The 25,889-nt window shown below is 61.6% G+C and carries 20 protein-coding genes and 1 tRNA gene; 12 read left to right on the forward strand and 9 right to left on the reverse strand.

All coding sequences use genetic code 11. From position 1 onward, the window contains the following. Nucleotides 1-20: 20 nt before the first annotated feature. From CWE01_RS05775 to CWE01_RS05830, 12 genes are all read left to right on the forward strand, one after another. Nucleotides 21-1,457, forward strand: coding sequence for a sigma-54 dependent transcriptional regulator (locus CWE01_RS05775; protein WP_100939580.1), 1,437 nt, complete (start codon nt 21-23; stop codon nt 1,455-1,457). A 776-nt stretch (nt 1,458-2,233) separates the two neighbouring features. Next, nucleotides 2,234-3,622, forward strand: a complete 1,389-nt coding sequence (locus tag CWE01_RS05780) for a polynucleotide adenylyltransferase PcnB (RefSeq protein ID WP_100939581.1) — start codon at nt 2,234-2,236, stop codon at nt 3,620-3,622. Between the two features lie 4 nt (nt 3,623-3,626). Then, nucleotides 3,627-4,118, forward strand: coding sequence for a 2-amino-4-hydroxy-6-hydroxymethyldihydropteridine diphosphokinase (folK, locus tag CWE01_RS05785; RefSeq protein ID WP_100939582.1), 492 nt, complete (start codon nt 3,627-3,629; stop codon nt 4,116-4,118). Between the two features lie 229 nt (nt 4,119-4,347). Beyond that, a complete protein-coding gene (gene panB / locus CWE01_RS05790) occupies nt 4,348-5,148 on the forward strand; it encodes a 3-methyl-2-oxobutanoate hydroxymethyltransferase (RefSeq protein WP_100939583.1) in 801 nt (266 codons plus the stop codon). Further along, complete coding sequence (gene panC, locus CWE01_RS05795) at nt 5,145-6,005, forward strand: pantoate--beta-alanine ligase (RefSeq protein WP_100939584.1); 861 nt, start codon at nt 5,145-5,147, stop codon at nt 6,003-6,005. The genes panB and panC overlap by 4 nt, the downstream gene beginning before the upstream one ends. A 105-nt stretch (nt 6,006-6,110) precedes the next feature. Continuing rightward, entirely contained in the window at nt 6,111-6,491 is a 381-nt protein-coding gene (gene panD / locus CWE01_RS05800) for an aspartate 1-decarboxylase (protein WP_040064140.1), read from the forward strand. 249 nt (nt 6,492-6,740) lie between these two features. After that, the gene (gene pgi / locus CWE01_RS05805) at nt 6,741-8,405 is read left to right on the forward strand and encodes a glucose-6-phosphate isomerase (protein ID WP_100939585.1); all 1,665 of its coding nucleotides are present in this window, start codon (nt 6,741-6,743) and stop codon (nt 8,403-8,405) included. A 109-nt stretch (nt 8,406-8,514) separates the two neighbouring features. After that, complete coding sequence (gene acs, locus CWE01_RS05810) at nt 8,515-10,452, forward strand: acetate--CoA ligase (RefSeq protein WP_100939586.1); 1,938 nt, start codon at nt 8,515-8,517, stop codon at nt 10,450-10,452. Nucleotides 10,453-10,498: 46 nt separating this feature from the next. Further along, entirely contained in the window at nt 10,499-11,371 is an 873-nt protein-coding gene (locus CWE01_RS05815; RefSeq protein ID WP_100939587.1) for an oxygenase MpaB family protein, read from the forward strand. Nucleotides 11,372-11,417: 46 nt separating this feature from the next. Next, on the forward strand, nt 11,418-12,434 hold the full coding sequence (locus CWE01_RS05820; protein WP_100939588.1) for a class I SAM-dependent rRNA methyltransferase: 1,017 nt from the start codon (nt 11,418-11,420) through the stop codon (nt 12,432-12,434). 108 nt (nt 12,435-12,542) lie between these two features. Then, nucleotides 12,543-15,470, forward strand: a complete 2,928-nt coding sequence (locus CWE01_RS05825) for a DUF748 domain-containing protein (RefSeq protein WP_100939589.1) — start codon at nt 12,543-12,545, stop codon at nt 15,468-15,470. 2 nt (nt 15,471-15,472) lie between these two features. Next, nucleotides 15,473-15,766, forward strand: a complete 294-nt coding sequence (locus CWE01_RS05830; RefSeq protein ID WP_100939590.1) for a DUF2845 domain-containing protein — start codon at nt 15,473-15,475, stop codon at nt 15,764-15,766. Between the two features lie 151 nt (nt 15,767-15,917). On the opposite strand, the gene CWE01_RS05835 is transcribed toward CWE01_RS05830, so the two are convergent. From CWE01_RS05835 to CWE01_RS05875, 9 genes are all read right to left on the reverse strand, one after another. After that, the gene (locus CWE01_RS05835; protein ID WP_100939591.1) at nt 15,918-16,520 is read right to left on the reverse strand and encodes a BON domain-containing protein; all 603 of its coding nucleotides are present in this window, start codon (nt 16,518-16,520) and stop codon (nt 15,918-15,920) included. A gap of 292 nt (nt 16,521-16,812) precedes the next feature. After that, the gene (pnp, locus tag CWE01_RS05840; protein ID WP_100939592.1) at nt 16,813-18,918 is read right to left on the reverse strand and encodes a polyribonucleotide nucleotidyltransferase; all 2,106 of its coding nucleotides are present in this window, start codon (nt 18,916-18,918) and stop codon (nt 16,813-16,815) included. Nucleotides 18,919-19,129: 211 nt separating this feature from the next. Beyond that, nucleotides 19,130-19,399 carry a 30S ribosomal protein S15 gene (rpsO, locus tag CWE01_RS05845; protein ID WP_002555121.1) on the reverse strand — a complete coding sequence of 90 codons (270 nt, stop codon included), beginning with the start codon at nt 19,397-19,399 and terminating at the stop codon, nt 19,130-19,132. Between the two features lie 143 nt (nt 19,400-19,542). Beyond that, nucleotides 19,543-20,460: a tRNA pseudouridine(55) synthase TruB gene (gene truB / locus CWE01_RS05850; protein WP_100939593.1), complete on the reverse strand. Its 918-nt coding sequence runs from the start codon at nt 20,458-20,460 to the stop codon at nt 19,543-19,545. Nucleotides 20,461-20,463: 3 nt separating this feature from the next. Then, nucleotides 20,464-20,880 (reverse strand): 30S ribosome-binding factor RbfA, encoded by a 417-nt coding sequence (rbfA, locus tag CWE01_RS05855; RefSeq protein ID WP_100939594.1) that lies wholly within the window; start codon nt 20,878-20,880, stop codon nt 20,464-20,466. A 158-nt stretch (nt 20,881-21,038) separates the two neighbouring features. Then, nucleotides 21,039-23,564: a translation initiation factor IF-2 gene (gene infB, locus CWE01_RS05860; RefSeq protein WP_100939595.1), complete on the reverse strand. Its 2,526-nt coding sequence runs from the start codon at nt 23,562-23,564 to the stop codon at nt 21,039-21,041. Nucleotides 23,565-23,591: 27 nt separating this feature from the next. Beyond that, complete coding sequence (gene nusA / locus CWE01_RS05865; protein WP_100939596.1) at nt 23,592-25,073, reverse strand: transcription termination factor NusA; 1,482 nt, start codon at nt 25,071-25,073, stop codon at nt 23,592-23,594. Between the two features lie 47 nt (nt 25,074-25,120). Then, a complete protein-coding gene (gene rimP / locus CWE01_RS05870) occupies nt 25,121-25,579 on the reverse strand; it encodes a ribosome maturation factor RimP (protein ID WP_157815186.1) in 459 nt (152 codons plus the stop codon). 143 nt (nt 25,580-25,722) lie between these two features. Next, nucleotides 25,723-25,799 (reverse strand) — tRNA-Met (locus tag CWE01_RS05875). Nucleotides 25,800-25,889 lie beyond the last annotated feature (90 nt).

A 25,889-nucleotide genomic window follows, 5' to 3' on the forward strand; every position in this document is an offset into this window, starting at 1 on the left:
CCGTCGAGAGAACCGAATCAATGCCGCACATTCTGATCGTCGAAGACGAAACCATCATCCGCTCCGCCCTGCGTCGCCTGCTGGAACGTAATCAGTACCAGGTCAGCGAAGCCGGTTCGGTGCAGGAAGCCCAGGAACGTTTCAGTATCCCCTCGTTCGACCTGATCGTCAGCGACCTGCGCCTGCCCGGCGCCCCCGGCACCGAACTGATCAAGCTCGGCCAGGGCACCCCCGTGCTGATCATGACCAGCTACGCCAGCCTGCGCTCGGCCGTGGACTCGATGAAAATGGGCGCGGTGGACTACATCGCCAAGCCGTTCGACCACGACGAGATGCTCCAGGCCGTGGCCCGCATCCTTCGTGATCGCCAGGGCAACCAGGGCGCGCCGGCCGAGAAAGTCGCCGGCAAGGGCAATGGCGCGGCGGAAAAAGCCGGTGCCAACAACATGAATGGCGAAATCGGCATCATCGGCTCCTGTCCGCCGATGCAGGACCTCTACAGCAAGATCCGCAAAGTCGCGCCCACCGACTCCAACGTCCTGGTCCAGGGCGAGTCGGGTACCGGCAAGGAGCTGGTGGCCCGCGCCCTGCACAACCTGTCCAAGCGCGCCAAGGCGCCAATGATCTCGGTCAACTGTGCGGCCATCCCGGAAAGCCTGATCGAGTCCGAACTGTTCGGCCACGAAAAAGGCGCCTTCACCGGGGCCAGCGCCGGTCGCGCCGGCCTGGTGGAAGCGGCGGATGGCGGCACGCTGTTCCTCGACGAAATCGGCGAGCTGCCCCTCGAAGCCCAGGCACGTCTGCTGCGGGTATTGCAGGAAGGCGAGATCCGCCGCGTCGGTTCGGTGCAGTCGCAGAAAGTCGATGTGCGCCTGATCGCCGCGACCCACCGCGACCTCAAGAGCCTGGCCAAGATCGGCCAGTTCCGCGAAGACCTTTACTACCGCCTGCACGTGATCGCGCTGAAGCTGCCGGCCTTGCGCGAGCGTGGCGCCGACGTCAACGAGATCGCCAGTGCCTTCCTCGCCCGCCAGAGCGCACGGGTGGGTCGCACCGACCTGCGCTTCGCTCCCGATGCCGAGCAAGCCATTCGCCATTACTCCTGGCCGGGTAACGTCCGTGAACTGGAGAATGCGGTCGAGCGTGCGGTGATCCTGTGCGAAAGCCCGGAAATTTCCGCCGACCTGCTGGGCATCGACATCGAGCTCGGTGATCTGGAAGAAGAAGAATTCATCGGCCTGGCGCCGCAACAGGCCAGCGCCAGTAACGCCAGCCACGAGCCGACCGAGGACCTGTCACTGGAAGACTACTTCCAGCACTTCGTCCTCGAGCACCAGGACCACATGACCGAGACCGAGCTGGCCCGCAAACTCGGGGTCAGCCGCAAGTGCCTGTGGGAACGCCGCCAGCGCCTGGGCATTCCACGGCGCAAGACCGGGGTGGCCAGCGAGAGCTGATCCGGGCGCGCGCCCACAGGTAACACTGCACCTTGTGAAAAAACTGTTACCCCAGGATTTTCACGTAACAAAAGCCGGGTCTATCGGTAACGAAGATCCGGCTTTTTTTCGCCTGAAAAAAACCATTTCCGCGGGAGAACCCAACGTTTACGGGGTTTCGAAAAAGTTGGCACGGCACCTGCTATAGCTTTGGTACAAGAACAATAACAAGCAATGCACCAGACAATAAAAACAAGACGTATCGACTCACGCACAATAAAAACAACACGGCGAGAGACGTAGCTAACTGATTCTTTTGGAGAAGTACTGTAATTGGGGCTTGCCCCGCGACCAGGCCGAGAACAACAAAAACTGCCCTCAAAGCAGCGCCTGAACTGGTTGGATCCTCTGGATCATCACACTACAGCGATCAAAGCAATCCGTTTGCTCTTGGCTCCCGATTGGGAGAGCCCACTGGCTTGAAACCTAGTGGCACAGGGCGATCAACAAAAACAAGAAGCCCGAAACCATAATAAAAATAGAGCACGCAACTACTTCTGGGGGAGCTTCGGCTCCCCTTGTAGTTTCCGCGATACCGACCCGCCCGCCCTGCTTCCCCTGCGCCCTCGATTGATTGATTTGCAGCCTTCGCAACGCCTGTGGCAGACCCTCCATCACGGTCCCTGGCCGATACTGCGGCGGCTTCCTACACCATCCCTCGACTAAATGCTAGAATCCTCGCCCATCGTGCGGTCATTCTTTGAGGTGGCCGAATATTCCTTCAAACAGTGCCTCCCATGCTGAAGAAGCTGTTCCAGTCATTACGTTCTCCCTCGCGTCGAACGCAACATAAACGCAGCACCCCTGAAGTGCTCAATAGCGGCCAGCACTCGCTGCAAAAGGCCCAGTTCAGCCGGTATGCGGTGAATATCGTCGAACGCCTGCAGAACGCCGGCTACCAGGCCTATCTGGTCGGCGGCTGCGTGCGCGACATGCTGCTCAACATCACACCCAAGGATTTCGACGTCGCCACCAGCGCCACGCCGGAGCAGATCCGCGCCGAATTTCGCAACGCCCGGATCATCGGTCGTCGCTTCAAACTGGTGCATATCCACTTCGGTCGGGAAATCATCGAGGTCGCGACCTTTCGCGCCAACCACCCGCAAGACGAAGACGAGGACAGCAATCAGTCCTCGCGCAACGAAAGCGGGCGGATTCTGCGCGACAACGTCTACGGCACCCTCGAGGACGACGCCCAGCGCCGCGACTTCACCATCAACGCCCTGTATTACGATCCGGTCAGCGAGCGCATCCTCGACTACGCCAACGGCGTACACGATATCCGCAACCGCCTGATCCGCCTGATCGGCGACCCGACCCAGCGTTACCAGGAAGACCCGGTACGGATGCTGCGGGCCGTGCGCTTCGCCGCCAAGCTGGACTTCGGTATCGAGAAACACACCGTCGCGCCGATTCGCAAACTGGCGCCGATGCTGCGCGAGATCCCCTCGGCGCGCCTGTTCGAAGAAGTGCTCAAGCTGTTCCTCTCGGGATATGCCGCCGACACCTTCGAGATGCTCGTCGACCTCAAGCTGTTCGAACCGCTGTTCCCGGCCAGTTTCGAGGCCCTGGAACACAACCCGACCTACACCCACACGCTGATCAGCGAAGCCCTGATCAACACCGACCTGCGCATCCAGCAGAACAAGCCGGTCACCCCGGCGTTCCTGTTTGCCGCGCTGCTCTGGCCGGCCCTGCCCGGCCGTGTGCTGCGCTTGCAGGCCAAGGGCATGCCGCCGATTCCGGCCATGCAGGAAGCCGCCCACGAGTTGATCAGCGAACAGTGCCAACGGATTGCGATTCCGAAGCGCTTCACCCTGCCGATCCGCGAGATCTGGGACATGCAGGAACGCCTGCCACGGCGCAGCGGCAAGCGTGCCGACCTGTTGCTGGACAACCCGCGTTTCCGCGCCGGCTACGACTTCCTGCTGCTGCGCGAAACCGCCGGCGAGCAGACCGATGGCCTGGGCGAATGGTGGACCGATTACCAGGACGCCAATGATGCCGGTCGACGCGACATGATCCGTGACCTGGGCAGCAAGGACGACGGTACTGGCACCGGCCCGCGCAAACGCCGGCGCAGCCCGGCCGGCAAGCGCAAGCGTGCCGCTGGTACGGACGAGTAAGTCGATGGAACACGTGTATATCGGGCTGGGCAGCAACCTGGCGGATCCGGCGGAGCAATTGCGCAACGCCATCCAGGCCCTGGGGCAACTGCCCGACACGCTGCTGACAGGCGTTTCCGCGTTCTACCAGAGCGATTCGCTGCTGCCCGGCCAGCCGCGCTACACCAATGCCGTGGCCGCCCTCGACAGCGGCCTGGCGCCCCTGGCGCTGCTGGATGCGCTGCAAGCCATCGAAATCGACCAGGGCCGTGAACGGCACGAGCGTTGGGGGCCGCGCACCCTCGACCTGGATATCCTGCTGTTCGGCGAGCGCCTGATCGACGAGCCGCGCCTGAAAGTCCCGCACTACCATATGCAGGCCCGGGCGTTCGTGCTCTATCCCCTCGCGGAACTGGCGCCGGCTGATTTGCAACTGGCCGATGGCCGCAGCCTGAAGGCGCTGTTGGCGGACTGCCCGTTCGTCGGCCTGGAACGCCTGCAGCCCTCCCACTGCTGAATCGCATCAGTTAAGCCGGTAACACTCCCGGCGTAACATTGCGGTAACACACACGATTGACTTCCCCAGTTCTCCTCACGACTATAGGCGTCCCGTTGCCGCCCCTGCGGCGTTTGAAGGGCGCAATCCAGGCTTTTGCAAGCACGACATCAGAACGTGCGCCTGTATACACGACGAATCACGCGCGTTACTCGCAGTCATTTGCACGGCGCCTAATGAGGACTTTTTCATGCCAGACATTACCCTGACCACCCTGCAAGGCCTCAAGCAAAAGGGTGAGAAAATCACCATGCTGACCTGCTACGACGCGACCTTCGCCCACGCCAGCTGCGCGGCCGGTGTCGAGGTGTTGCTGATCGGCGATTCGCTGGGCATGGTTACCCAAGGGCATGACAGCACGCTGCCCGTTACCGTCGCCGACATCTGCTATCACACCGCCAGTGTCAAACGCGGCAACCAGGGCGCCTTCATCATTGCCGACCTGCCGTTCATGGCCTACGCCACCCTCGAGCAGACCTTTCACAACAGCGGCCTGTTGATGCAGGCCGGTGCGCATATGGTGAAGGTCGAAGGCGCCGCCTGGCTCGCCGAATCCATCCGCCAGTTGGCCGAACGCGGCGTCCCGGTGTGCGTGCACATGGGCCTGACCCCACAGTCGGTGAACATCTTCGGCGGCTACAAGGTCCAGGGCCGCGGCGAAGCCCAGGCCCGGCAGATGCGCGCCGACGCCATCGCCCTGGAACAGGCCGGCGCGGCCATGATCCTGCTGGAATGCGTGCCGAGCGAACTGGCCGCGGAAATCACCCAGGCGGTGAAGGTCCCGGTGATCGGGATCGGTGCCGGCAGCGCCACCGACGGCCAGGTCCTGGTCCTGCACGACATGCTCGGCCTGTCCATCAGCGGTCGCGTGCCCAAGTTCGTGAAGAACTTCATGGCCGGCCAGGACAGCCTGCATGGTGCCCTGAGTGCCTATGTCAGTGAGGTCAAGGCCGCCACCTTCCCTGGGATCGAACACGGATTCAGTGCATGAACACAGTCAAGACCATTCTCGAACTGCGCGCCGCCGTGGCGCGCGCCCGCGGCGAAGGCAAGCGCATCGGTTTCGTGCCGACCATGGGCAACCTGCACAGCGGCCACGCGGCCCTGGTGACCAAGGCTGCGCAACGGGCGGACTTCGTGGTGGCGAGCATTTTCGTCAACCCGTTGCAGTTCGGCGCCAACGAAGACCTCGACAAGTACCCGCGAACCCTCGCCGCCGACCAGGAAAAACTGCTCCAGGCCGGTTGCCACCTGCTGTTCGCCCCCAGTGTCGAGGAAATGTACCCCGGCGGCATGACGGGCCAGACCCGCGTCAGCGTCCCGCAACTCTCCGAAGGCCTGTGCGGCGCCAGCCGTCCCGGGCATTTCGAAGGCGTGGCGACGGTGGTCAGCAAGCTGTTCAACATGGTCCAGCCGGACCTGGCGGTATTCGGTCAGAAGGACTTCCAGCAACTGGCGGTGATCCGGCAGTTGGTGCATGACCTGAACATGCCGATCCAGATCATCGGCGAACCGACCGTACGCGCCGCCGACGGCCTGGCGCTGTCCTCGCGCAACGGCTTTCTCGACGAACAACAGCGGGCCAAGGCGCCGGCGTTGTATCGCAGCCTGAAGCAGATCGCCGAGGCCATCGAACAGGGCGAGCGCGACTATCCCAAGCTGCTGGCCGAGCAGACCCGGCAGATCGAAGGCGCCGGCTTGCGCAGCGACTACCTGGAAATCCGCCACGCCCTGAACCTGCGCCCGGCGACGCCCGAGGACCGCGACCTGGTGATCCTGGTCGCGGCCTTCCTCGGCACCACGCGCCTGATCGACAACCTGCACCTGAACCTCGACAGCCCGGCCTGACCGCCCGATTGCCCGGCCCCACGGCTTCGGGCAAACTGCCGCCGCCCGGCGCCACGCACCGCAAATGCGTGGCGCCGCACGAGGATCCGCCCAAGGAAACACCCCATGCACGCCATCATGCTCAAAGCCAAATTGCATCGCGCCGAAGTCACCCACGCGGTGCTCGATTACGAAGGTTCCTGCGCCATCGACGGCGAGTGGCTGGACCTGGCCGGGATCCGTGAGTACGAACAGATCCAGATCTACAACGTCGACAACGGCGAGCGCTTCACCACCTATGCCATTCGCGGCGAGGAAGGCTCGCGGATCATCTCGGTGAACGGTGCCGCCGCCCACAAGGCCGGCGTCGGCGACCGGGTGATCATCTGCGCCTACGCCCATTACAGCGAGGCCGAGCTGGTCGATTTCAAACCGCGCATGCTGTACATGGCCCCGGGCAACGAACTGAGCCACACCAGCCACTCGATTCCGGTGCAGGTCGCCTGATCACCGCCTGACCGGGTACGCGAAAACGCCTTTCGTCCCCGGGAGTGCGAAAAAGTACCGAGTAAAGGTCAGACAAAGCCAAGACAGATGCAGGCGCGAGCGGTACTGTAATCGCCCCTGCATCATTCAACCGTGCTGACGCAGGTTGCCGGACACTGCCACCGACAAAAGCAGGACGTTCCGGCGTTTCTGGTGTCCAAAAAAGCCAAATGTCCAAAAGGCAGCTCTCGTAAAAGGAAACCCGCAGCGATGGCGTACTACCGCACTCCTCACGACGTGACCACCCTGCCCGCTTGGCAGGCGTTGAACCAACACCGCGACAACATGCACGACTTCAGCATGCGCGAAGCTTTCAATGCCGATCCGCAGCGTTTCAATCAATTCACCCTCAGCAGCTGCGGGTTGTTCCTCGATTACTCCAAGAACCTGATCACCCAGGAAACCCGCAACCTGCTGGTGGGCCTGGCCAATGAAGTCGACCTGCAAGGCGCGATCAAGTCGCTGTTTGCCGGCGAACTGGTCAACGCCTCCGAAGGTCGTCCAGCCCTGCACACCGCCCTGCGCCGCCCGGTGGGCGACAAGCTCTCGGTCAACGGCGTCAACGTGATGCCCGACGTGCACAAAGTGCTGAACCAGATGACCGAGCTGGTCGGGAAAATCCACGACGGCCTTTGGCGCGGCTACAGCGAGAAGCCGATCACCGACGTGGTGAACATCGGTATCGGGGGTTCGTTCCTGGGCCCGGAACTGGTTTCCGAGGCATTGCTGTCCTACGCCCATAAAGGCGTGCGCTGCCATTACCTGGCGAATATCGATGGCAGTGAGTTCCACGAGCTGTCCGCCAAGATCCGCGCCGAGACCACCCTGTTCATCGTCTCGTCGAAAACCTTCACCACCCTTGAAACCCTGAAGAACGCCCGTGCCGCCCGTGACTGGTATCTGGCCCAGGGCGGCTCCGAGGCGGAGCTGTACAAGCACTTCATCGCGGTCTCGAGCAACAATGCCGCGGCCGTGGCCTTCGGCATCCGTGAAGAGAACATCTTCCCGATGTGGGACTGGGTCGGCGGGCGTTACTCGCTGTGGTCGGCCATCGGCTTGCCGATCGCCCTGGCCATCGGCATGTCGAACTTCAAGGAACTGCTGTCCGGCGCCTACACCATGGACCAGCATTTCCAGACCGCGCCGTTCGAACAGAACATGCCGGTGCTGCTGGCCCTGCTCGGTGTCTGGTATGGCAACTTCTGGGGTGCGCAGAGCCATGCGATCCTGCCGTACGACCATTACCTGCGCAACATCACCAAGCACCTGCAACAGCTGGACATGGAATCCAACGGCAAGAGCGTGCGCCAGGACGGCACGCCGGTGTCCACCGATACCGGCCCGGTGATCTGGGGCGGCGTCGGCTGCAACGGCCAGCATGCGTACCACCAGTTGCTGCACCAGGGCACCCAGTTGATCCCGGCCGACTTTATCGTGCCGATCGTCAGCTTCAACCCGGTCGCCGACCACCACCAGTGGCTGTACGCCAACTGCCTGTCGCAGAGCCAGGCGCTGATGCTCGGCAAGACCCGCGACGAAGCGGAACGTGAGCTGCGTGACAAGGGCCTGAGCGAAGACGAGGTGCAGAAACTGGCACCGCACAAGGTGATCCCGGGCAACCGTCCGAGCAACACCCTGGTGGTCGAACGCATCAGCCCCCGTCGTCTCGGCGCCCTGGTGGCGATGTACGAACACAAGGTCTTCGTGCAGAGCGTGATCTGGGGCATCAACGCCTTCGATCAGTGGGGTGTGGAGCTGGGCAAGGAGCTGGGCAAGGGCGTCTACAACCGCCTGACCGGCAGCGAAGAGTCTTCGGCCGAAGATGCTTCGACCCAGGGCCTGATCAACTACTTCCGCGGTCGTCATCGCGGTTGATCGCACTATCCCGGGCAGACATATCTGCCCGGGATGTCACTGAAGCTTGAACCCCTCCTCAACAGAGCGCACCCTTGAGACTTGTCGTAGACAAGAACAAGGAAACGCCATGTTCGATCTTCGCACCTACCCCCAGGCCGACGCCGTGCGTCAGGCCGCGCAATTGAGTCAGGACGACTACCGGCGCCTCTACCGCCAGTCGATCGACCAACCCGACACCTTCTGGGCCGAACAGGCCAAACATTTTCTCGACTGGTCCAGACCCTGGGATCGCGTCCAGCACTGGGACCTGCATACCGGCCAGGCCAGCTGGTTCAGCGGCGCACAACTGAATGTCAGCCACAACTGCATCGACCGCCATCTCGATAGCCGTGGCGACCAGATCGCCCTGATCTGGGAAGGCGACAACCCCAGCGAATCGGCGCAGATCACCTACCGCAAACTGCACCACAACGTCTGCCGCCTGGCCAATGTGCTCAAGGCCCGCGGCGTGAAGAAAGGCGACCGGGTGTGCATCTACATGCCGATGATTCCCGAAGCCACCTACGCCATGCTCGCCTGTGCGCGCCTCGGCGCCATCCACTCGGTGGTCTTCGGCGGCTTCTCCCCCGACGCCCTGCGCGACCGCATCCTCGATGCCGACTGCCGCACGGTGATCACCGCCGATGAGGGCGTGCGCGGCGGCAAATACGTGCCCCTCAAGCAGAATGTCGACCAGGCGCTGCTCAGTTGCCCGGATGTCAGCACCGTGCTGGTGGTGGAACGCACCCAGGCCGAGGTGAACTGGGTCGCGGACCGCGACCTCTGGTACCACGAAGCCCTGCGCGGCATCAGCGCCGACTGCCCCTGCGAACCGATGGACGCCGAAGACCCGCTGTTCATCCTCTATACCTCCGGCAGTACCGGCAAACCCAAAGGCGTCTTGCACAGCACCGGCGGTTACCTGCTGCAGGTCGCCATGACCTTCCAGTACGTATTCGACTATCGCCCCGGCGAGGTCTTCTGGTGCACCGCCGATGTCGGCTGGGTCACCGGCCACAGCTATATCGTCTACGGCCCCCTGGCCAACGGCGCGACCAGCCTGATCTACGAAGGTGTGCCGAACTATCCGGATGCCTCGCGCTTCTGGCAGGTCATCGACAAGCACCAGGTGAATATCTTCTACACCGCGCCCACCGCCCTGCGCGCCCTGATGCGTGAAGGCCCGGCACCACTGGAAAACACCTCGCGGGCCAGCCTGCGCCTGCTCGGCAGTGTCGGCGAACCGATCAACCCGGAAGCCTGGGAATGGTATTTCAATGCCGTCGGCGAGCAGCGCTGCCCCATCGTCGACACCTGGTGGCAGACCGAGACCGGCGGCATCATGCTCACCCCGCTGATCGCCAACAGCCGGATCAAGCCCGGCTGCGCGACCCAGCCGATGTTCGGCGTGCTGCCGGTCCTGCTGGATGAACAAGGCCAGGAAATCAGCGGTGCCGGCAGCGGCGTGTTCGCCCTGAAAAGCAGTTGGCCTGGGCAGATCCGCAGCGTCTATGGCGACCCGCAGCGTATGCTCGAAACCTATTTCAAGCCCTATCCCGGTTACTACTTCACGGGCGACGGCGCCCGCCGCGACGAGGACGGCGACTACTGGATCACCGGTCGTATCGATGATGTGATCAACGTATCCGGCCACCGTATCGGCACCGCCGAAGTGGAAAGCGCCCTGGTGCTGCATGACAGCGTCGCCGAAGCCGCCGTGGTCGGTTATCCCCACGACCTCAAGGGCCAGGGCCTGTATGCCTTCGTCACCCCGATGAAAGGCGTCGAGGCGGATGACAGCCTCAAGAAGGCCCTGCTGGCCCTGGTCGGCAAGGAGATCGGCAGCTTTGCCAAGCCGGACCTGATCCAGTGGGCCCCGGCCTTGCCGAAAACCCGTTCGGGCAAGATCATGCGGCGTATCCTGCGCAAGATCGCCAGCAACGAACTGGACAGCCTCGGCGATACCTCGACCCTGGCCGACCCGAGCGTGGTCGACGGCCTGATCGAGCAACGCCTGAATCCCTGAACCCCGGGCGGTGAATGCTGTTCGCCGCCCTACTGACCGAGCCAGCATGGAATTCCTTCGCAGCCGCATCGAAACCCAGCTCATGAGCCTGACCGGCCTCTCCCTGGGCATGCTCGACCTGGAAAACCCCAAGGGCGACCCCGGCCTCTTCGGCCCGGACTCGGTGAGCTGGCAGGTCCATGGCGACTTCAGCAGCATGCTGATCGGCGGCATCAGCGCGCTGATGCTGCAAGCCCTGCATCCACTGGCCCTGGCCGGGGTCTGGGACCATTCGAACTTTCGCCAGGACATGCTCGGGCGCTTGCGCCGTACCAGCCAGTTCATTGCCGGGACCACCTTCGGCTCGCGCAAGGACGCCGAATGGCTGATCGACAAGGTCCGCACCATCCATTTGCAGGTGGTCGGCACCGCGCCGGATGGCCGGCCCTACGCCGCCAGCGACCCGGAGCTGTTGACCTGGGTGCATGTGGCCGAGGTCAGCAGTTTTCTCAAGGCCCACCTGCGCTACCGCAACCCGAACCTGTCGCCGGAGGACCAGGACCGCTACTACGATGAAATCGCCGTGATCGCCGAACGCCTGGGCGCACAGAACGTACCGCGCTCACGCCAGGCCATCGCCGACTACCTGCAACGCATGCGCCCGCAACTGCTCTGCGATGCCCGCAGCCGCGAGGTCTTGCGCCTGCTGTTGGCCGCCCCCGCGCCAAGCCGTCTGGCCCAGCCGTTCGGCAACCTGATGATGCAGGCCGGTATCGACCTGCTGCCGGACTGGGCCGGCGAGATGCTCGGCCAGTCGCAAAACCCGCTGCAACGCCAGGTCATCCGGGCCGGCGTCAAGCGCAGCGCGCCGTTGTTGCGCTGGGCCATGCGCAACGGCTCCGCCCAGCGCGCCAAACGCCGCATGGGCCTGATCCCCTGAAGGCTGGTAAACTCCCGCGCCAAATCCGACCCCCAAGGCGCCGAGCATGTCTTCCTTGAACCAGGCGCTGCGCGCCGCCCTCGACCATCGCCAGGCACTGCTCGCCGAGCTGCACAGCCAGGGCACCGATTGCTATCGCCTGTTCCACGGCAGCCAGGAAGGTGCCGGCGGCCTGACCATCGACCGCTACGGCCCGCAGTTGATGGTGCAGACCTTCCACCAGACCCTGGAACGCGAAGACCTGCTCGCCCTGCACGCGGCGATCAACCAGCACCTGGAACTGGACACCCTGCTGGTCTACAACGACCGCTCCCGGGGCAACTCGCGGATCGATCGTGAAGACCCGGTCTATCGTGCCGACGAGGCCGCCCTCGCCGACCTGGTGGGCCATGAAGGCGGCTTGAACTATCGCGTCCGTGGCCGCCACGCCGGCCAGGACCCGCTGCTGTTCCTCGACCTGCGCAACGCCCGTGCCTGGGTTCGCCAGCACAGTGCCGGCAAGCGCGTGCTGAACCTCTTCGCCTACACCTGCGGCGTCGGCCTCAGCGCCGCGGCCGGCGGTGCCCGGGAGGTCTGCAACCTGGACTTCGCCGAGGGCAACCTGGCGGTCGGCCGGGAGAACGGCCAGCTCAATCCACACCTGCCGCAGATGGACTTCATCCAGTCCGACTACTTCCCCGCCATCCGCCAGCTCGCCGGCCTGCCCATCAGCCAGCGCCGTGGCCAGAAGCTGCCCAGCTATCAGCGCCTGGAACAGCGCCAGTACGACCTGGTGCTGCTCGACCCGCCGGCCTGGGCCAAGAGCGCCTTCGGTACCGTCGACCTGCTGCGCGACTACCAGAGCCTGCTCAAGCCGGCCCTGCTGGCGACCGCCGACAACGGTGTGCTGATCTGCTGCAACAACCTGGCGAAAGTCAGCCTGGAAGACTGGCGTGAACAGGTCCTGCGTTGCGCGGAAAAAGCCGGGCGTCCGGTGCGTGAATGGCAAGTGCTGGCGCCCGCCGCCGACTTCCCCTCCCGTGACCTGCAACCGCCGCTGAAGACCCTGGTTCTGCACCTGTAGCAATGACTCGCAAACGCCCACTATTACGCCGCAACAAGGGGCTTGCTTCGGAACTGCAAACGCATGCCATACTCCAAGGCACCTCCACCAAGAGAGACGACGCCTCACATGCCCAAAGGATTGAAACGCGCCCTCGGCGCCTTGTTGACCGGCCTCGCGCTGTATACCGTGCTCGGGTTCCTGATTATCCCCGGTGTTGGCCTGCGTATCGCCAACCAGCAGCTGGCGCACTACGCCACGGTGCCCGCCAGCCTGCAGCGCCTGGAGTTCAATCCCTTCAGTCTCGAACTGACCCTGTGGGGCCTGAATATCGGTGAACCGGGCAAGGAGCAGGTCGCGTTCGAGCGTCTCTATGTCAACCTGCAGATCGACAGTCTCTGGACCCACGCCCTGCACCTGGCCGATATCCAGCTGGACAAGCCCAACACCGAGGTGACGTTCAGCAAGGACGGCACCCTGAACCTCGCCCAGCTGTTCAAGCTGCCACCGAGTGAGCCGACCCCGGCCGACCCCAACGGCAAGCCGTTCCCGGTGCGCATCGACCAGATCGAACTGGCCGGCGGCCGCCTGCATTTCCAGGACCTGCGCCCCAGCGAGCCAATCGAGTTCACCTACACGCCGATGGACCTGGCGCTGAAGAACCTCAGCACCCTGCCGGAAGACAACGCCGACATGACCCTGGTGGCCATCGGCGGCGACAGCGGACGGATCGACTGGAAAGGTAACCTCAGCCTGGTACCGATCGCTTCCGAGGGCTCGCTCAAGATCACCGACAGCCATATGAAAGGCTGGTGGCCTTATGTGCGCGATACCCTGCCACTGGTGCTGGAGGACGGTGTCGTCAACCTCAGCACCGACTACAAGTTCAGCCTCGCCAAAGACACCGAGCTGCTGCTGAACAACACCGCCGTCAGCGTTGCTCCTTTCGCCATGAACGCGCCGGATGGACGCCCGCTGGTACGCCTGGAGCGCCTGGACGTCAGTGAAACCAGCATCGACCTGGCCAAACAACAGGTCGTGGTCGGCAAGATCCGCAGCAACAAACTCGAAACCTGGGCCGCCCGCGAGAAGGACGGGCAACTCGACTGGCAGAAACTCTTCGCCGCGCAACCGGCCAAACCGGCCCCCAAGGAAGCACCGGCCGCCTCCGACGCCCCCAAGGCTGAACCGCCGGCGCCGAGCAAGCCGTGGCAGGTCCTGCTCAAGGACGTGCAACTGCGCGACTACCGCGTGCACCTGGCTGACCGCGCGCCGAAAACCCAGGTGGCCCTGGAGCTCGGTCCACTGAACCTGGACCTGGAAAACTTCGACAGCCTCAACCAGTCGCCCTTCACCCTCAAGCTCGACACCGGGCTGGGCAAGCAGGGCAAGATCCTCGCCAGCGGCGAAGTCAACCTGAGCCCGATCAGCGCCAAGCTCAAGGTCAATACCCAGGACATCGACCTGCGGGTGGCCCAGGCCTATGTCGAGCCGTTCATGCGCCTGGAAGTGCGCAGCGGCATGCTCGGCAGCGACCTTGCGGTCAATCTGAAAAGCGTCGACCCGCTGGCCTTCAGCGTTACCGGCAAGGCCCAGGTCGATCAGTTGCAGACCCTCGACACCCTCAAGAGCCGCGACTTCGTGAAGTGGCAGAAACTGACGATCGATGGCCTGAACTATCAGCACGGTGAAAGCCTGTCGATCGACAAGGTCAACCTGCTGCAACCCTATGCCCGGTTCATGATCAATGACGATCGCACCACCAACATCGATGACCTGCTGATCCCGCAACCGCCCGCAAGCAAGTCGGCGGAAAAAGCCAAGGCGCAACCCACGGCATCCAGCAGCAAGCCGCTGGGTATCCACGTTGGCGGTATTGCCATCAATGACGGCTCGGCCAACTTTGCCGACTTCAGCCTGACCCCCCACTTCGCTACTGCGGTCCAGCAGCTCAACGGCCAGATCGGCACCATCGACAGCCGCCAGCCGAAACCTGCCGGCGTCGATATCAACGGCAAGGTCGATCGTTATGCGCCGGTGACCATCAAGGGCGCGGTGAACCCGTTCGACCCGATGGCCAGCCTGGATATCGCCACCAGCTTCAAGCGCGTCGAACTGACCACGCTGACCCCCTACTCCGGCAAGTTCGCCGGCTACCGCATCCGCAAGGGCCGGCTCAATCTCGACGTGCACTACCTGATCACCAAGGGCCAGTTGAAAGCCGAAAACAAACTGGTGGTCGAACAACTGCAACTGGGTGAGAAGGTCGACAGCCCGGATGCCGTGGACCTGCCGATCAAGCTGGCGATTGCCCTGCTCAAGGACTCCGACGGCAACATCTCCATCGAACTGCCGGTGAGCGGCGACCTCAACAACCCGCAGTTCAGCGTGATGCCGATCATCTGGCAGACCCTGCGCAACCTGATCGTGCGGGCCGCCACGGCGCCCTTCAAGTTTATTGGCGGTCTGATCTCCGGCGGCGACTCCCAGGACCTCAGCAACGTGTCCTTTGCCCCTGGCTCCAGCGAGCTGAGCAGCGATGCCCAGTCGTCCCTGACCAAGCTGGCGGCGGCCCTGAAGGAGCGTCCCAACCTGCGCCTGGAAATCGAAGGCACCGCCGCCCAGAGCAGTGACGGCGCGTTGATCGCCCAGCAGCGCCTGGATCGCGAATACCAGGCCACTTACTACAAGATGCTCCAGCGTCGCGGTGACAAGGTACCCGCCCAGGCCTCGATGATCCAGGTGCCGGAAGGAGAGAAAGCGCCGATGCTCGAAGGCATCTACCGCACCCTGCTCAAGCAGCAACCGCCTGCCGAATGGGCCAAGCTGGGTAACGACGAACGTAGCGCCAAACTGAAAGCCGGGGTGATCACCGCCTGGAGCGGCAATGAGCCGCTGCTGCGCAAGCTCGGCCAAGACCGCGCCAGCAGCATCAAGGACTTCCTCGTGGACAAGGGCCAGTTGGCCGATGACCGCGTGTACCTCATTGACGCGAACCTCGGCGAGGCGCAAGGCGATGGCCGCGTCGTCACCCCATTGCATCTGGATAGCGAGTAAGCATGTTCAAGCCCGTGATGTTCGGCCTGGCGCTGGCGTTGCTCGCCGGCCAGGCCCAGGCCGACACCCTGCGTTGCGGTAGCCAGCTGATCAGTGTGGGGGACCGGAAGTCGGAGGTACTTGGCAAATGCGGCGAGCCGCGCTCCCAGGACCTGCTGGGCTATCAACGCAGCGTGGACCGCCGTGTCGAGGCGCCGATCGAAGAGTGGGTCTATCCCCAGAGTGGCGGCATGGTCCAGTACCTGCGCTTTGTCGGCGGGCGCCTGGAGCGTATCGACAGCAAGCGCGGTAACTGACGCCCCATAATAAAACAGGCCCCGACACACTGCGTCGGGGCCTGCGGTTGGTCACTCCCTGTGACCCATCACCTGAACCTCAAGGTTCGGCAAGCGTACTGCAACAGCACTTGCTTCCCCCTAAAGCGGGCTCAGGCGAGATCCATGAGCATTACTCGGTTTTCAGGCCAGCGGCCGAAACGTCTCTGACACCTTTGATTTTCTTGGTGATGGCCACTGCAGTGTCCTTCTGCGCGGAGGTCACCGGGGTCATGGACGACAGGGAAACCACACCTTTGTTGGTTTCAACCTTGATGTCGGTACCCGGAATGCCTTTTTCAGTCACCAGGTCTGCCTTCACTTTGGTAGTGATCCAAGTGTCGGAGGTCGACTCTTTGGCGTTGTCGATTTGGTCAGCGTGCGCGATACCACCGTCAAGCAGGCCGTCGGCCGATACCGCTGTAACACCCTTGATGCGCTTGGTGATATTGACAGCCATCGTTTTCTGAGCGTCGGAGATCTTCTCTTCCGAAGACAGGGAAACCACGCCGTTATTGGTTTCGACTTTGATCTTCGAACCCGGAATGCCTTTCTCGGTCAGCAAATCACTCTTCACCTTGGTCGTGATCCAGGTATCGGAGGTGGCTTGTTTGGCTTCAGTCACTTCACCAGTAGCCACGACCATAGGTGCCTGAGAGGTTTGAGCGAAGGCGGTATTGGCCATGGCCAAGGTCAGAGCGGTGGCAGTGGCGGCAGCGATAGCGAACGTCTTCATACAAGTAACTCCTGTTCTTCTGAAAAGTCTGCGCCTAGATCCTAGCGGCAGGGTTATCTGTAAGGTTGCAGGCGCTGTGCCAACCTATCGAAACAAAATAAATCCATATAAATCAATAAGTTAAAACAAACCGAAAAAATCGGAATCGTGCAGATTGCATGACCGGCCGCCAAACTGCATGCAAGTTGCGGGTTTGCGCGACGAGCAACCCGCTGAAACTTCGAGCTTTTCCAGCACCCATAAAAAAAGCACCCCGAAGGGTGCCTTTTCTCAGCGTGAAGTCGAAGCGCGATTAAACGCCCGACGCCTTGGCTGCTGCGACGTCCTTGATGGACAGCTTGATACGGCCGCGGTTGTCCACGTCCAGTACCAGCACTTCCACTTCCTGGCCTTCTTTCAGGATGTCGGTCACTTTCTCTACGCGAGCGTCGCTCAGCATGGAGATGTGCACCAGACCGTCCTTGCCTGGCAGGATGTTGACGAATGCGCCGAAGTCGACGATGCGCTCAACCTTACCGACGTAGATCTTGCCGATTTCAGCTTCCGCGGTGATGCCCAGAACGCGCTGACGTGCTGCTTCAGCCGCTTCCTTGGTTTCGCCGAAGATCTTGATCGAGCCGTCGTCTTCGATGTCGATCGAGGCCTTGGTCTCTTCACAGATCGCACGAATGGTCGCGCCGCCTTTACCGATGACATCACGGATTTTGTCGGTGTCGATTTTCATCGCGATCATGGTCGGAGCATTTTCCGACAGCTCGGTGCGGGACTGAGCAATGATCTGGTTCATCTGACCGAGGATGTTCAGGCGGGCTTCCAGGGCTTGGCCCAGCGCCTTTTCCATGATCTCTTCGGTGATGCCCTTGATCTTGATGTCCATCTGCAGCGCGGTCACGCCTTTGGCGGTACCCGCTACCTTGAAGTCCATGTCGCCGAGGTGGTCTTCGTCACCCAGGATGTCGGTCAGGACGGCGAATTTATCGCCCTCTTTAACCAGACCCATGGCGATACCGGCAACCGGAGCCTTCATCGGCACACCAGCGTCCATCAGGGCCAGGGAAGCGCCACAGACCGAAGCCATGGAGCTCGAACCGTTGGATTCGGTGATTTCCGAGACCACACGGATGGTGTACGGGAAGGTAGCGGCATCCGGCAGCATGGCCTGGACCGAACGACGGGCCAGACGACCGTGACCGATTTCACGACGACCTGCACCGCCCATGCGACCACACTCGCCCACCGAGAACGGAGGGAAGTTGTAGTGCAGCATGAAGGGGTCTTTTTTCTCGCCTTCCAGGGTGTCCAGCAGCTGGGCGTCACGGGCAGTACCCAGGGTCGCGACAACCAGGGCCTGGGTTTCGCCACGGGTGAACAGGGCCGAACCGTGGGTCTTCGGCAGAACGCCGACTTCGATGTTCAGCGGACGGACGGTGCGCAGGTCGCGACCATCGATACGTGGCTTGCCGTTGACGATGTTTTCGCGAACGGTGCGGTATTCGATTTCGCCGAAAGCGGCTTTCACTTCGCTGGAAGAAGGCTGGCCTTCTTCACCGGACAGCTTGGCAACCACCTGGTCTTTCAGCTCGCCCAGACGCGCGTAACGGTCGGCCTTGACGGTGATGGTGTAGGCCTGGGAGATCGCTTCGCCGAACTCGGCACGGATCGCGCCCAGCAGTGCGGTGGCTTCAGGGGCGGCAGCCCAGGTCCAGGTTGGCTTGGCAGCTTCGGCGGCCAGCTCTTTCACGGCCTGGATAACGACCTGGAATTCGTCGTGGGCGAACAGTACGGCGCCCAGCATCTGGTCTTCGGTCAGCTCTTTGGCTTCCGATTCAACCATCAGTACCGCTTCCGAGGTACCGGCAACGACCATGTCCAGGCTCGAAGCCTTCTGCTGCTCGTAAGTCGGGTTCAGCAGGTAGCCGGTGCTTTCGTGGAAAGCCACACGCGCGGCGCCGATCGGACCATCAAAAGGAATACCGGAGATGGCCAGGGCTGCCGAGGTACCGATCATCGCAGCGATGTCCGGATCGGTCTTCTTGCTGGTGGAAACGACGGTGCAGACAACCTGCACTTCGTTCATGAAACCTTCAGGGAACAGCGGGCGGATCGGACGGTCGATCAGGCGCGAAGTCAGGGTTTCTTTTTCGGAAGGACGGCCTTCACGCTTGAAGAAGCCACCAGGGATCTTGCCGGCAGCGTAGGTTTTTTCCTGGTAGTGCACGGACAGCGGGAAGAAGCCTTTGCTTGGATCCGCATGCTTGGCACCGACAACGGTCACCAATACGCTGACGTCGTCGTCAACGGTGACCAATACTGCGCCGGAAGCCTGACGGGCGATACGGCCTGTCTCGAGGGTGACGGTCGACTGACCGAACTGGAATTTTTTGATAACCGGGTTCACGGTGTCCTACCTTCTTTTGTGGCTCTTGGGGAACTTGTCTTCTTGCGAAATTCTTGGGCAACGCCGGGAATCGGCCCGACTGTCATTGTCCGGATGCTGTCTTCGGGTAAAGCAGGTGCTCAGATAAAACTAGAGGCTGGAAGCTTGCCATGCGCCTGCGGGAAACCCGCTGACGCACAGCAAACAACCAACCTCATAGCGCAATCGCTGATTAGCGACGCAGACCCAGGCGACCGATCAGAGCGCTGTAACGGCTCACGTCTTTGCCTTTCAGGTAGTCCAGCAGCTTGCGGCGCTGGTTAACCATGCGGATCAGACCACGACGGGAGTGGTGATCTTTACCGTTGGCCTTGAAGTGACCTTGCAGTTTGTTGATGTTGGCGGTCAGCAGTGCAACTTGCACTTCTGGCGAACCAGTATCACCAACGGCTTGCTGGTAGTCGGTAACGATTTGAGCTTTTTCTTCAACGCTGAGAGCCATGAGGCAATCCTTTTATCAAGAAACTGTTTCAGAAAAACAGTCTCAACAGGCCAGGGACAAATCCCTGTATCTATAAATGAGTAGTGACCGTGCCTGTTGACAGCCACCCTCTCCAGCCTGCTTTGACACAGACTGGTTTCCGGTCATTCTGACCGAATCAGTCGACGCGGCGCGATGCGCCCGTCTTCGCTCACTTCACCGATACCGATAAAGCGACCGTTATGATCTTGTACCCGCACCATGCCGAACTTCGGTGCATCCGGCGCACGCACCGGTTGGCCGTTGAGCCAGTAGAACGCGCTGTGCTCGGAGAAGTGCAGCAGCGGCCAGTCTAGCAGACCGCTGTCCGAAGGCATGAGGAAGCGATCAACCGCTTCGTTGCCGCCTTCGGCATGCACGGCCTCGAGCTCTTCCAGCGTGACCGTCTGGGCCAGGGTGAAGGGGCCGGCCTGGGTCCGTCGCAATTCTGCCACGTACGCACCACAACCGAGCTTCTCACCGATATCCTCCACCAGGGTACGAATATAGGTGCCCTTGCTGCAGTCCACCGCCAGCCGCGCAGTATCGCCTTCGCAGGCGAGCAATTCCAAGCGCGCAATAGTAACAGAACGCGGTTCGCGCTCCACTACTTCACCGGCACGGGCGAGCTTGTACAACGGCTGTCCGTCACGTTTGAGCGCCGAGTACATCGGCGGTATCTGACTGATTTGACCGCGAAATCCCGGCAAAACCGCTTCGATATCGGTACGACCAACGGTCACCGGGCGCGTCTGCAAAACATCGCCTTCGGCGTCCGCGGTGGTGGTGGTCTTGCCCAATTGCGCGAGGGTTTCGTAACCCTTGTCGGAATCGAGCAGGTACTGCGAGAACTTGGTGGCCTCGCCGAAGCACAACGGCAGCACGCCAGTGGCCAACGGATCGAGACTGCCGGTATGGCCGGCCTTCTCGGCGTTGAGCAACCAGCGGACCTTCTGCAGGGCGGCGTTGGAGGTGAACCCCAACGGCTTGTCCAGCAGGATGATGCCGCTGACATTACGACGGATACGCTTGACCTGAGCCACCGATTACTCCCGACCGTCTTCTGGAAGGGTGTCTTCTGGAGCCGCGCCGTCGACATGCTGATTGTCTTCGGCCACGGCACGCTCGATCAACGCCGACAGGTGGGCACCACGCACGACGCTTTCGTCATAGTGGAAGTGCAACTGCGGCACGCTGCGCAGCTTCATCTCGCGAGCCAGTTGCATGCGCAGGAAGCCGGCCGCCGCATTGAGCACCTTGATGCTCTGGGCAATGTCTTCCGGGTTGTCCTGGCCCATCACGGTGATGAAGATCTTCGCGTGGCCGACGTCACGGCTGACGTCGACGGCGGTAATGGTGACCAGGCCGACGCGCGGGTCTTTGACTTCACGACGGATCAGCTGCGCGAGCTCACGCTGCATCTGGTCGCCGATACGTTGGGTACGGCTGTATTCTTTTGCCATGTCTTGTTACCTGTAGCTGCCCTGCGGTGAAACCCGCGGGTCTGAAAGCGGCAAACGCCCGGCCTGGCAGAAGCCGGACCGGGCGTTGCGTTTAGAGTCCTGACACCGTGCCGCGCATTTGCATGCGGCGGCTAGGCGTGGCCCTTGAAGTGCGCGAGTCAGAGGCTGCGAGCAACCTGAACCTTCTCGTAGACTTCGATCTTGTCACCGACCTTGACGTCGTTGTAGCTCTTCACGCCGATACCGCATTCCATGCCGGCACGCACTTCGGAAGCGTCATCCTTGAAGCGGCGCAGGGATTCCAGCTCGCCTTCGAAGATAACGATGTCTTCACGCAGTACACGGATTGGACGGTTACGGTGAACAACACCTTCGATCACCATGCAACCGGCGATCGCGCCAAACTTCGGCGAGCGGAACACGTCACGTACTTCAGCGGTACCCAGGATGTTCTCGCGAACATCGCTGCCCAGCATACCGGTGAGGGCTTTCTTGACGTCTTCGATGATGTCGTAGATCACGTTGTAGTAACGCATATCCAGACCTTCCTGCTCGACGATCTTCCGTGCGCCAGCATCGGCACGCACGTTGAAGCCGAACAGTACAGCGCTGGAGGCCAGTGCCAGGTTGGCGTCGGACTCGGTGATACCACCGACACCGCCACCGACAACACGCACTTGCACTTCGTCGTTACCCAGGCCGTTCAAGGCGCCGTTCAACGCTTCCAGCGAACCACGGACGTCGGATTTGAGGACGATGTTAAGCGTCTTCTTCTCTTCCTGGCCCATGTTCTCGAAGATGTTCTCAAGCTTGCCAGCGTGTGCACGGGCCAGTTTGACTTCGCGGAACTTGCCTTGACGGAACAGAGCCACTTCACGGGCTTTCTTCTCGTCGGCCACAACGCTCATCTCGTCGCCAGCGTCCGGGGTACCGTCCAGGCCGAGGATCTCGACAGGGATGGAAGGACCGGCTTCCTTGATCGGCTTGCCGTTCTCGTCGAGCATGGCCCGTACACGGCCATAGTTCGAACCGACCAGGACCATGTCGCCTTGGCGCAGGGTACCGTCTTGAACCAGAACGGTAGCCACCGGACCACGACCCTTGTCGAGACGCGATTCAACCACGACGCCACGGCCAGGAGCCGACGGAGTCGCTTTCAATTCCAGGACTTCGGCTTGCAGCAGGACCGCTTCGAGCAACTCGTCCACGCCGGTACCGACTTTCGCCGAAACCGATACGAACGGGGTGTCGCCGCCCCACTCTTCCGAAGTCACGCCATGAACCGACAGTTCGCTGCGGATGCGATCGAGATCGGCGCCCGGCTTGTCGATCTTGTTCACGGCAACCACCAGTGGAACACCGGCAGCCTTGGCGTGCTGGACAGCTTCAATGGTCTGCGGCATCACGCCGTCGTCCGCTGCAACGACCAGGATCACGATGTCAGTAGCCTTGGCACCACGGGCACGCATAGCGGTAAACGCGGCGTGACCCGGGGTGTCGAGGAACGTGACCATGCCGCGATCGGTTTCAACGTGGTACGCACCGATGTGCTGGGTGATACCACCGGCTTCGCCGGCAGCTACCTTGGCACGACGGATGTAGTCGAGCAGCGAGGTCTTACCGTGGTCAACGTGTCCCATGACGGTCACGACCGGTGCACGGGAGAACGCTTCACCTTCGAACTTCAGGGACTCGGCCAGGGAATCTTCCAGGGCGGTGTCGCTGACCAGGGTCACTTTGTGGCCCAGTTCTTCAGCAACCAGTTGGGCAGTTTCCTGATCCAGAACCTGGTTGATGGTGGCCGGAGTACCCAGCTTGAACATGAACTTGATGATTTCAGCAGCCTTGACCGACATCTGCTGGGCGAGATCGCCCACAGTGATGGTCTCGCCGATCTTCACTTCACGCACGATAGGGCCGGTTGGGCTCTGGAAACCGTGGGCGTTGCGTTTCTTCAGCTTGGCCTTGCCGCGACCGCCACGACGGAAACCGTCGCTTTCTTCGTCGGTAGTGCGCGGAGCCACACGTGGCGCCGGAGCCTTTTCCTTGACCGAAGCACGGTGCGGAGCGTTCTTGCGTTCGCCATCGCCACTGCCGCTACGACGATTGCTATCGTCGGCACGTGGCTTGTCTGGGCGGCGCGGTTCTTCGCGTTTGCGCTCGACGGCGGGTGCAGGAGCGGCCGCCGCGGCTTCGCGGACAGGCTCGGCAGCGACCACAGGGGCCTGGGCAACCGCGTCGACTACCGCAGCGTTCCCCGGAGCAGCAGCAGGCTGGCGGCGCGCTTCTTCTTCGGCGCGACGCTTGGCTTCTTCTTCAGCCTTTTGACGGGCCGCATTCTCTACGGCACGACGTTCTTCCAGCTCGCGCTTGCGCTCGGCTTCGATTTCTTCCGGGCTGCGTTGTACGAAGACTTTCTTCTTGCGTACTTCAACGCTGATGCTTTTGCTACCGGCAACACGCAGGGTGCTGGTGGTTTTGCGCTGCAAGGTAATCTTGCGCGGCTCTTCCACTTTAGCCTTGTGGCTGCTTTTCAGGTGAGTCAGCAGCGACTGCTTCTCACTGTCGGTCACATGTTCCTCGGCGGCGGTGTGTGGCAGACCTGCCTCACGCATCTGCTGCAACAGGCGCTCTACCGGTGTTTTGACCTCATCGGCCAGTTGTTTCACCGTGACTTGCGTCATGCACTTCTCTCCTCAGGCCGCGCCTAATTACTCGAACCAATGGGCTCGGGCGGCCATGATCAACTTGCCGGCACGATCATCGTCAATGCCGTCGATGTCGAGCAGGTCGTCAATAGACTGCTCGGCCAGGTCTTCGCGGGTAATTACGCCGCGCACCGCCAGTTCCATCGCCAAATCCTTGTCCATACCCTCAAGCGAGAGCAGGTCTTCGGCCGGATGGGCGTCTGCCAGCTTTTCCTCAGTAGCGATGGCTTTAGTCAACAAACGATCCTTGGCCCGAGCGCGAAGCTCGTTGACGGTGTCTTCGTCAAAGCCGTCGATGTTGAGCATTTCTTCCAACGGTACGTAGGCAATCTCTTCCAGGCTGGTAAAGCCTTCATCAACCAGTACCTGCGCCAGGTCTTCGTCGACTTCCAGCTCGTCGATGAAGTTGCGCAGAATGTCACCGGTCTCTGCTTGCTGCTTAGCCTGGATGTCCGATTCGGTCATCACGTTCAGGGTCCAGCCGGTCAACTGGCTGGCCAGACGCACGTTCTGGCCACCGCGACCGATGGCCTGAGCGAGATTGTCTGCGCCGACGGCGATGTCCATCGCGTGGGCATCCTCGTCAACGATAATTGCCGCGACTTCCGCCGGCGACATGGCGTTGATCACGAACTGCGCCGGGTTGTCGTCCCACAGGACGATGTCCACGCGCTCGCCACCCAACTCGCCGGAGACGGCCTGGACGCGCGAACCGCGCATACCAATGCACGCGCCTTGCGGGTCGATGCGTTTGTCCTTGGAGCGGACCGCGATCTTGGCACGCGAGCCCGGGTCACGGGACGCAGCCATCACTTCGATCAGGCCTTCGGCGATTTCCGGCACTTCGATGCGGAACAGCTCGATCAGCATTTCCGGCGCGGTACGCGACAGGATCAACTGAGGGCCACGGTTCTCGGTGCGGATTTCCTTGAGCAGGGCGCGTACGCGCACGCCGACGCGGAAAGTCTCGCGGGAAATGATGTCTTCGCGGGCCAGCAGCGCTTCGGCGTTGTTACCCAGGTCAACGATAACGTTGTCACGGGTGACTTTCTTCACGGTGCCGGAGATGATTTCCCCCAGGCGCTCGCGATAGGCGTCGACGACCTGTGCACGCTCGGCTTCGCGAACCTTCTGCACAATGACTTGCTTGGCGGTCTGAGCGGCGATGCGACCGAATTCGATGGACTCGATCTTGTCCTCGACGACGTCGCCAACCTTGGCACCTGGGTGGGTCTCTGCGACCTTGCTCGGCCAGGTCTCGATCGCCGGATCATCAAGATCGGCCTCCTCGACGACTGTCCAGCGACGGAAAGTCTCATAGGCACCCGTGTGGCGGTTGATTTCCACACGCAGGTCAACTTCGTCTTCAAAGCGCTTCTTGGTAGCGGTCGCCAGAGCAATCTCCAGCGCCTCAAAAATCACGCTTGCCGGTACACCCTTTTCGTTGGATACCGACTCAACAACCAGCAATACTTCTTTGCTCATCGTACGCCTCGCCTTTCGCAAGCCATTGGATCCGCGGGATCCGCGTCTCAGTCAAAACTGGGAATAATGTTGGCCTTGTCGATCAAATCGATCGGCAACAGGAACTCATGGTCTTCCACCTGCACCACGATGTCCTGCTCTTCCACTCCGCGCAGAAGGCCCTGAAAATTGCGTCGACCTTCGAAAGGCGAGCGCAACTTTATCTTCACTTGTTCACCGGCATGCGAGGCAAACTGTTCAAGGGTGAACAGCGGGCGTTCCATGCCAGGAGAGGAAACCTCAAGGGTGTATTCACTGGTGATGGGGTCTTCGACGTCCAGAACACCACTGATCTGGCGGCTGACGATGGCACAGTCGTCCACCAGCACACCGCCTTCTTTATCGATATAAACGCGCAACACGGAATGGCGACCTTGAGCCGAATACTCAATACCCCAGCATTCATAGCCAAGGGCCACGACCACCGGGGCCAACAAGGCCTGCAACTGTTCTAGCTTGCTCGACACCTGAACCCCCTCGTGCATCTCTGTGCATGCAATAGAAATAAACAAAAAATGGGCGAATCGCCCATCCCTGAAACGCCGTCGAACAGCGGCGTCATGAAGTACCCAGCCAACAAAAAGCCCCTGAAAAGGGGCTCCGCTAAAACTGGTTGCGGGGGCCGGATTTGAACCGACGACCTTCGGGTTATGAGCCCGACGAGCTACCAGACTGCTCCACCCCGCGACAAAGCTGGGGCGGAAGTATACGACCGATCCCTTGCAGGGTCAATGTAACCTTCCACCTACAAGAAAGCCCGCAACAGCGGGCTCTCCT

Source organism: Pseudomonas sp. QS1027, from assembly GCF_002814235.1.
Taxonomy (GTDB): domain Bacteria; phylum Pseudomonadota; class Gammaproteobacteria; order Pseudomonadales; family Pseudomonadaceae; genus Aquipseudomonas.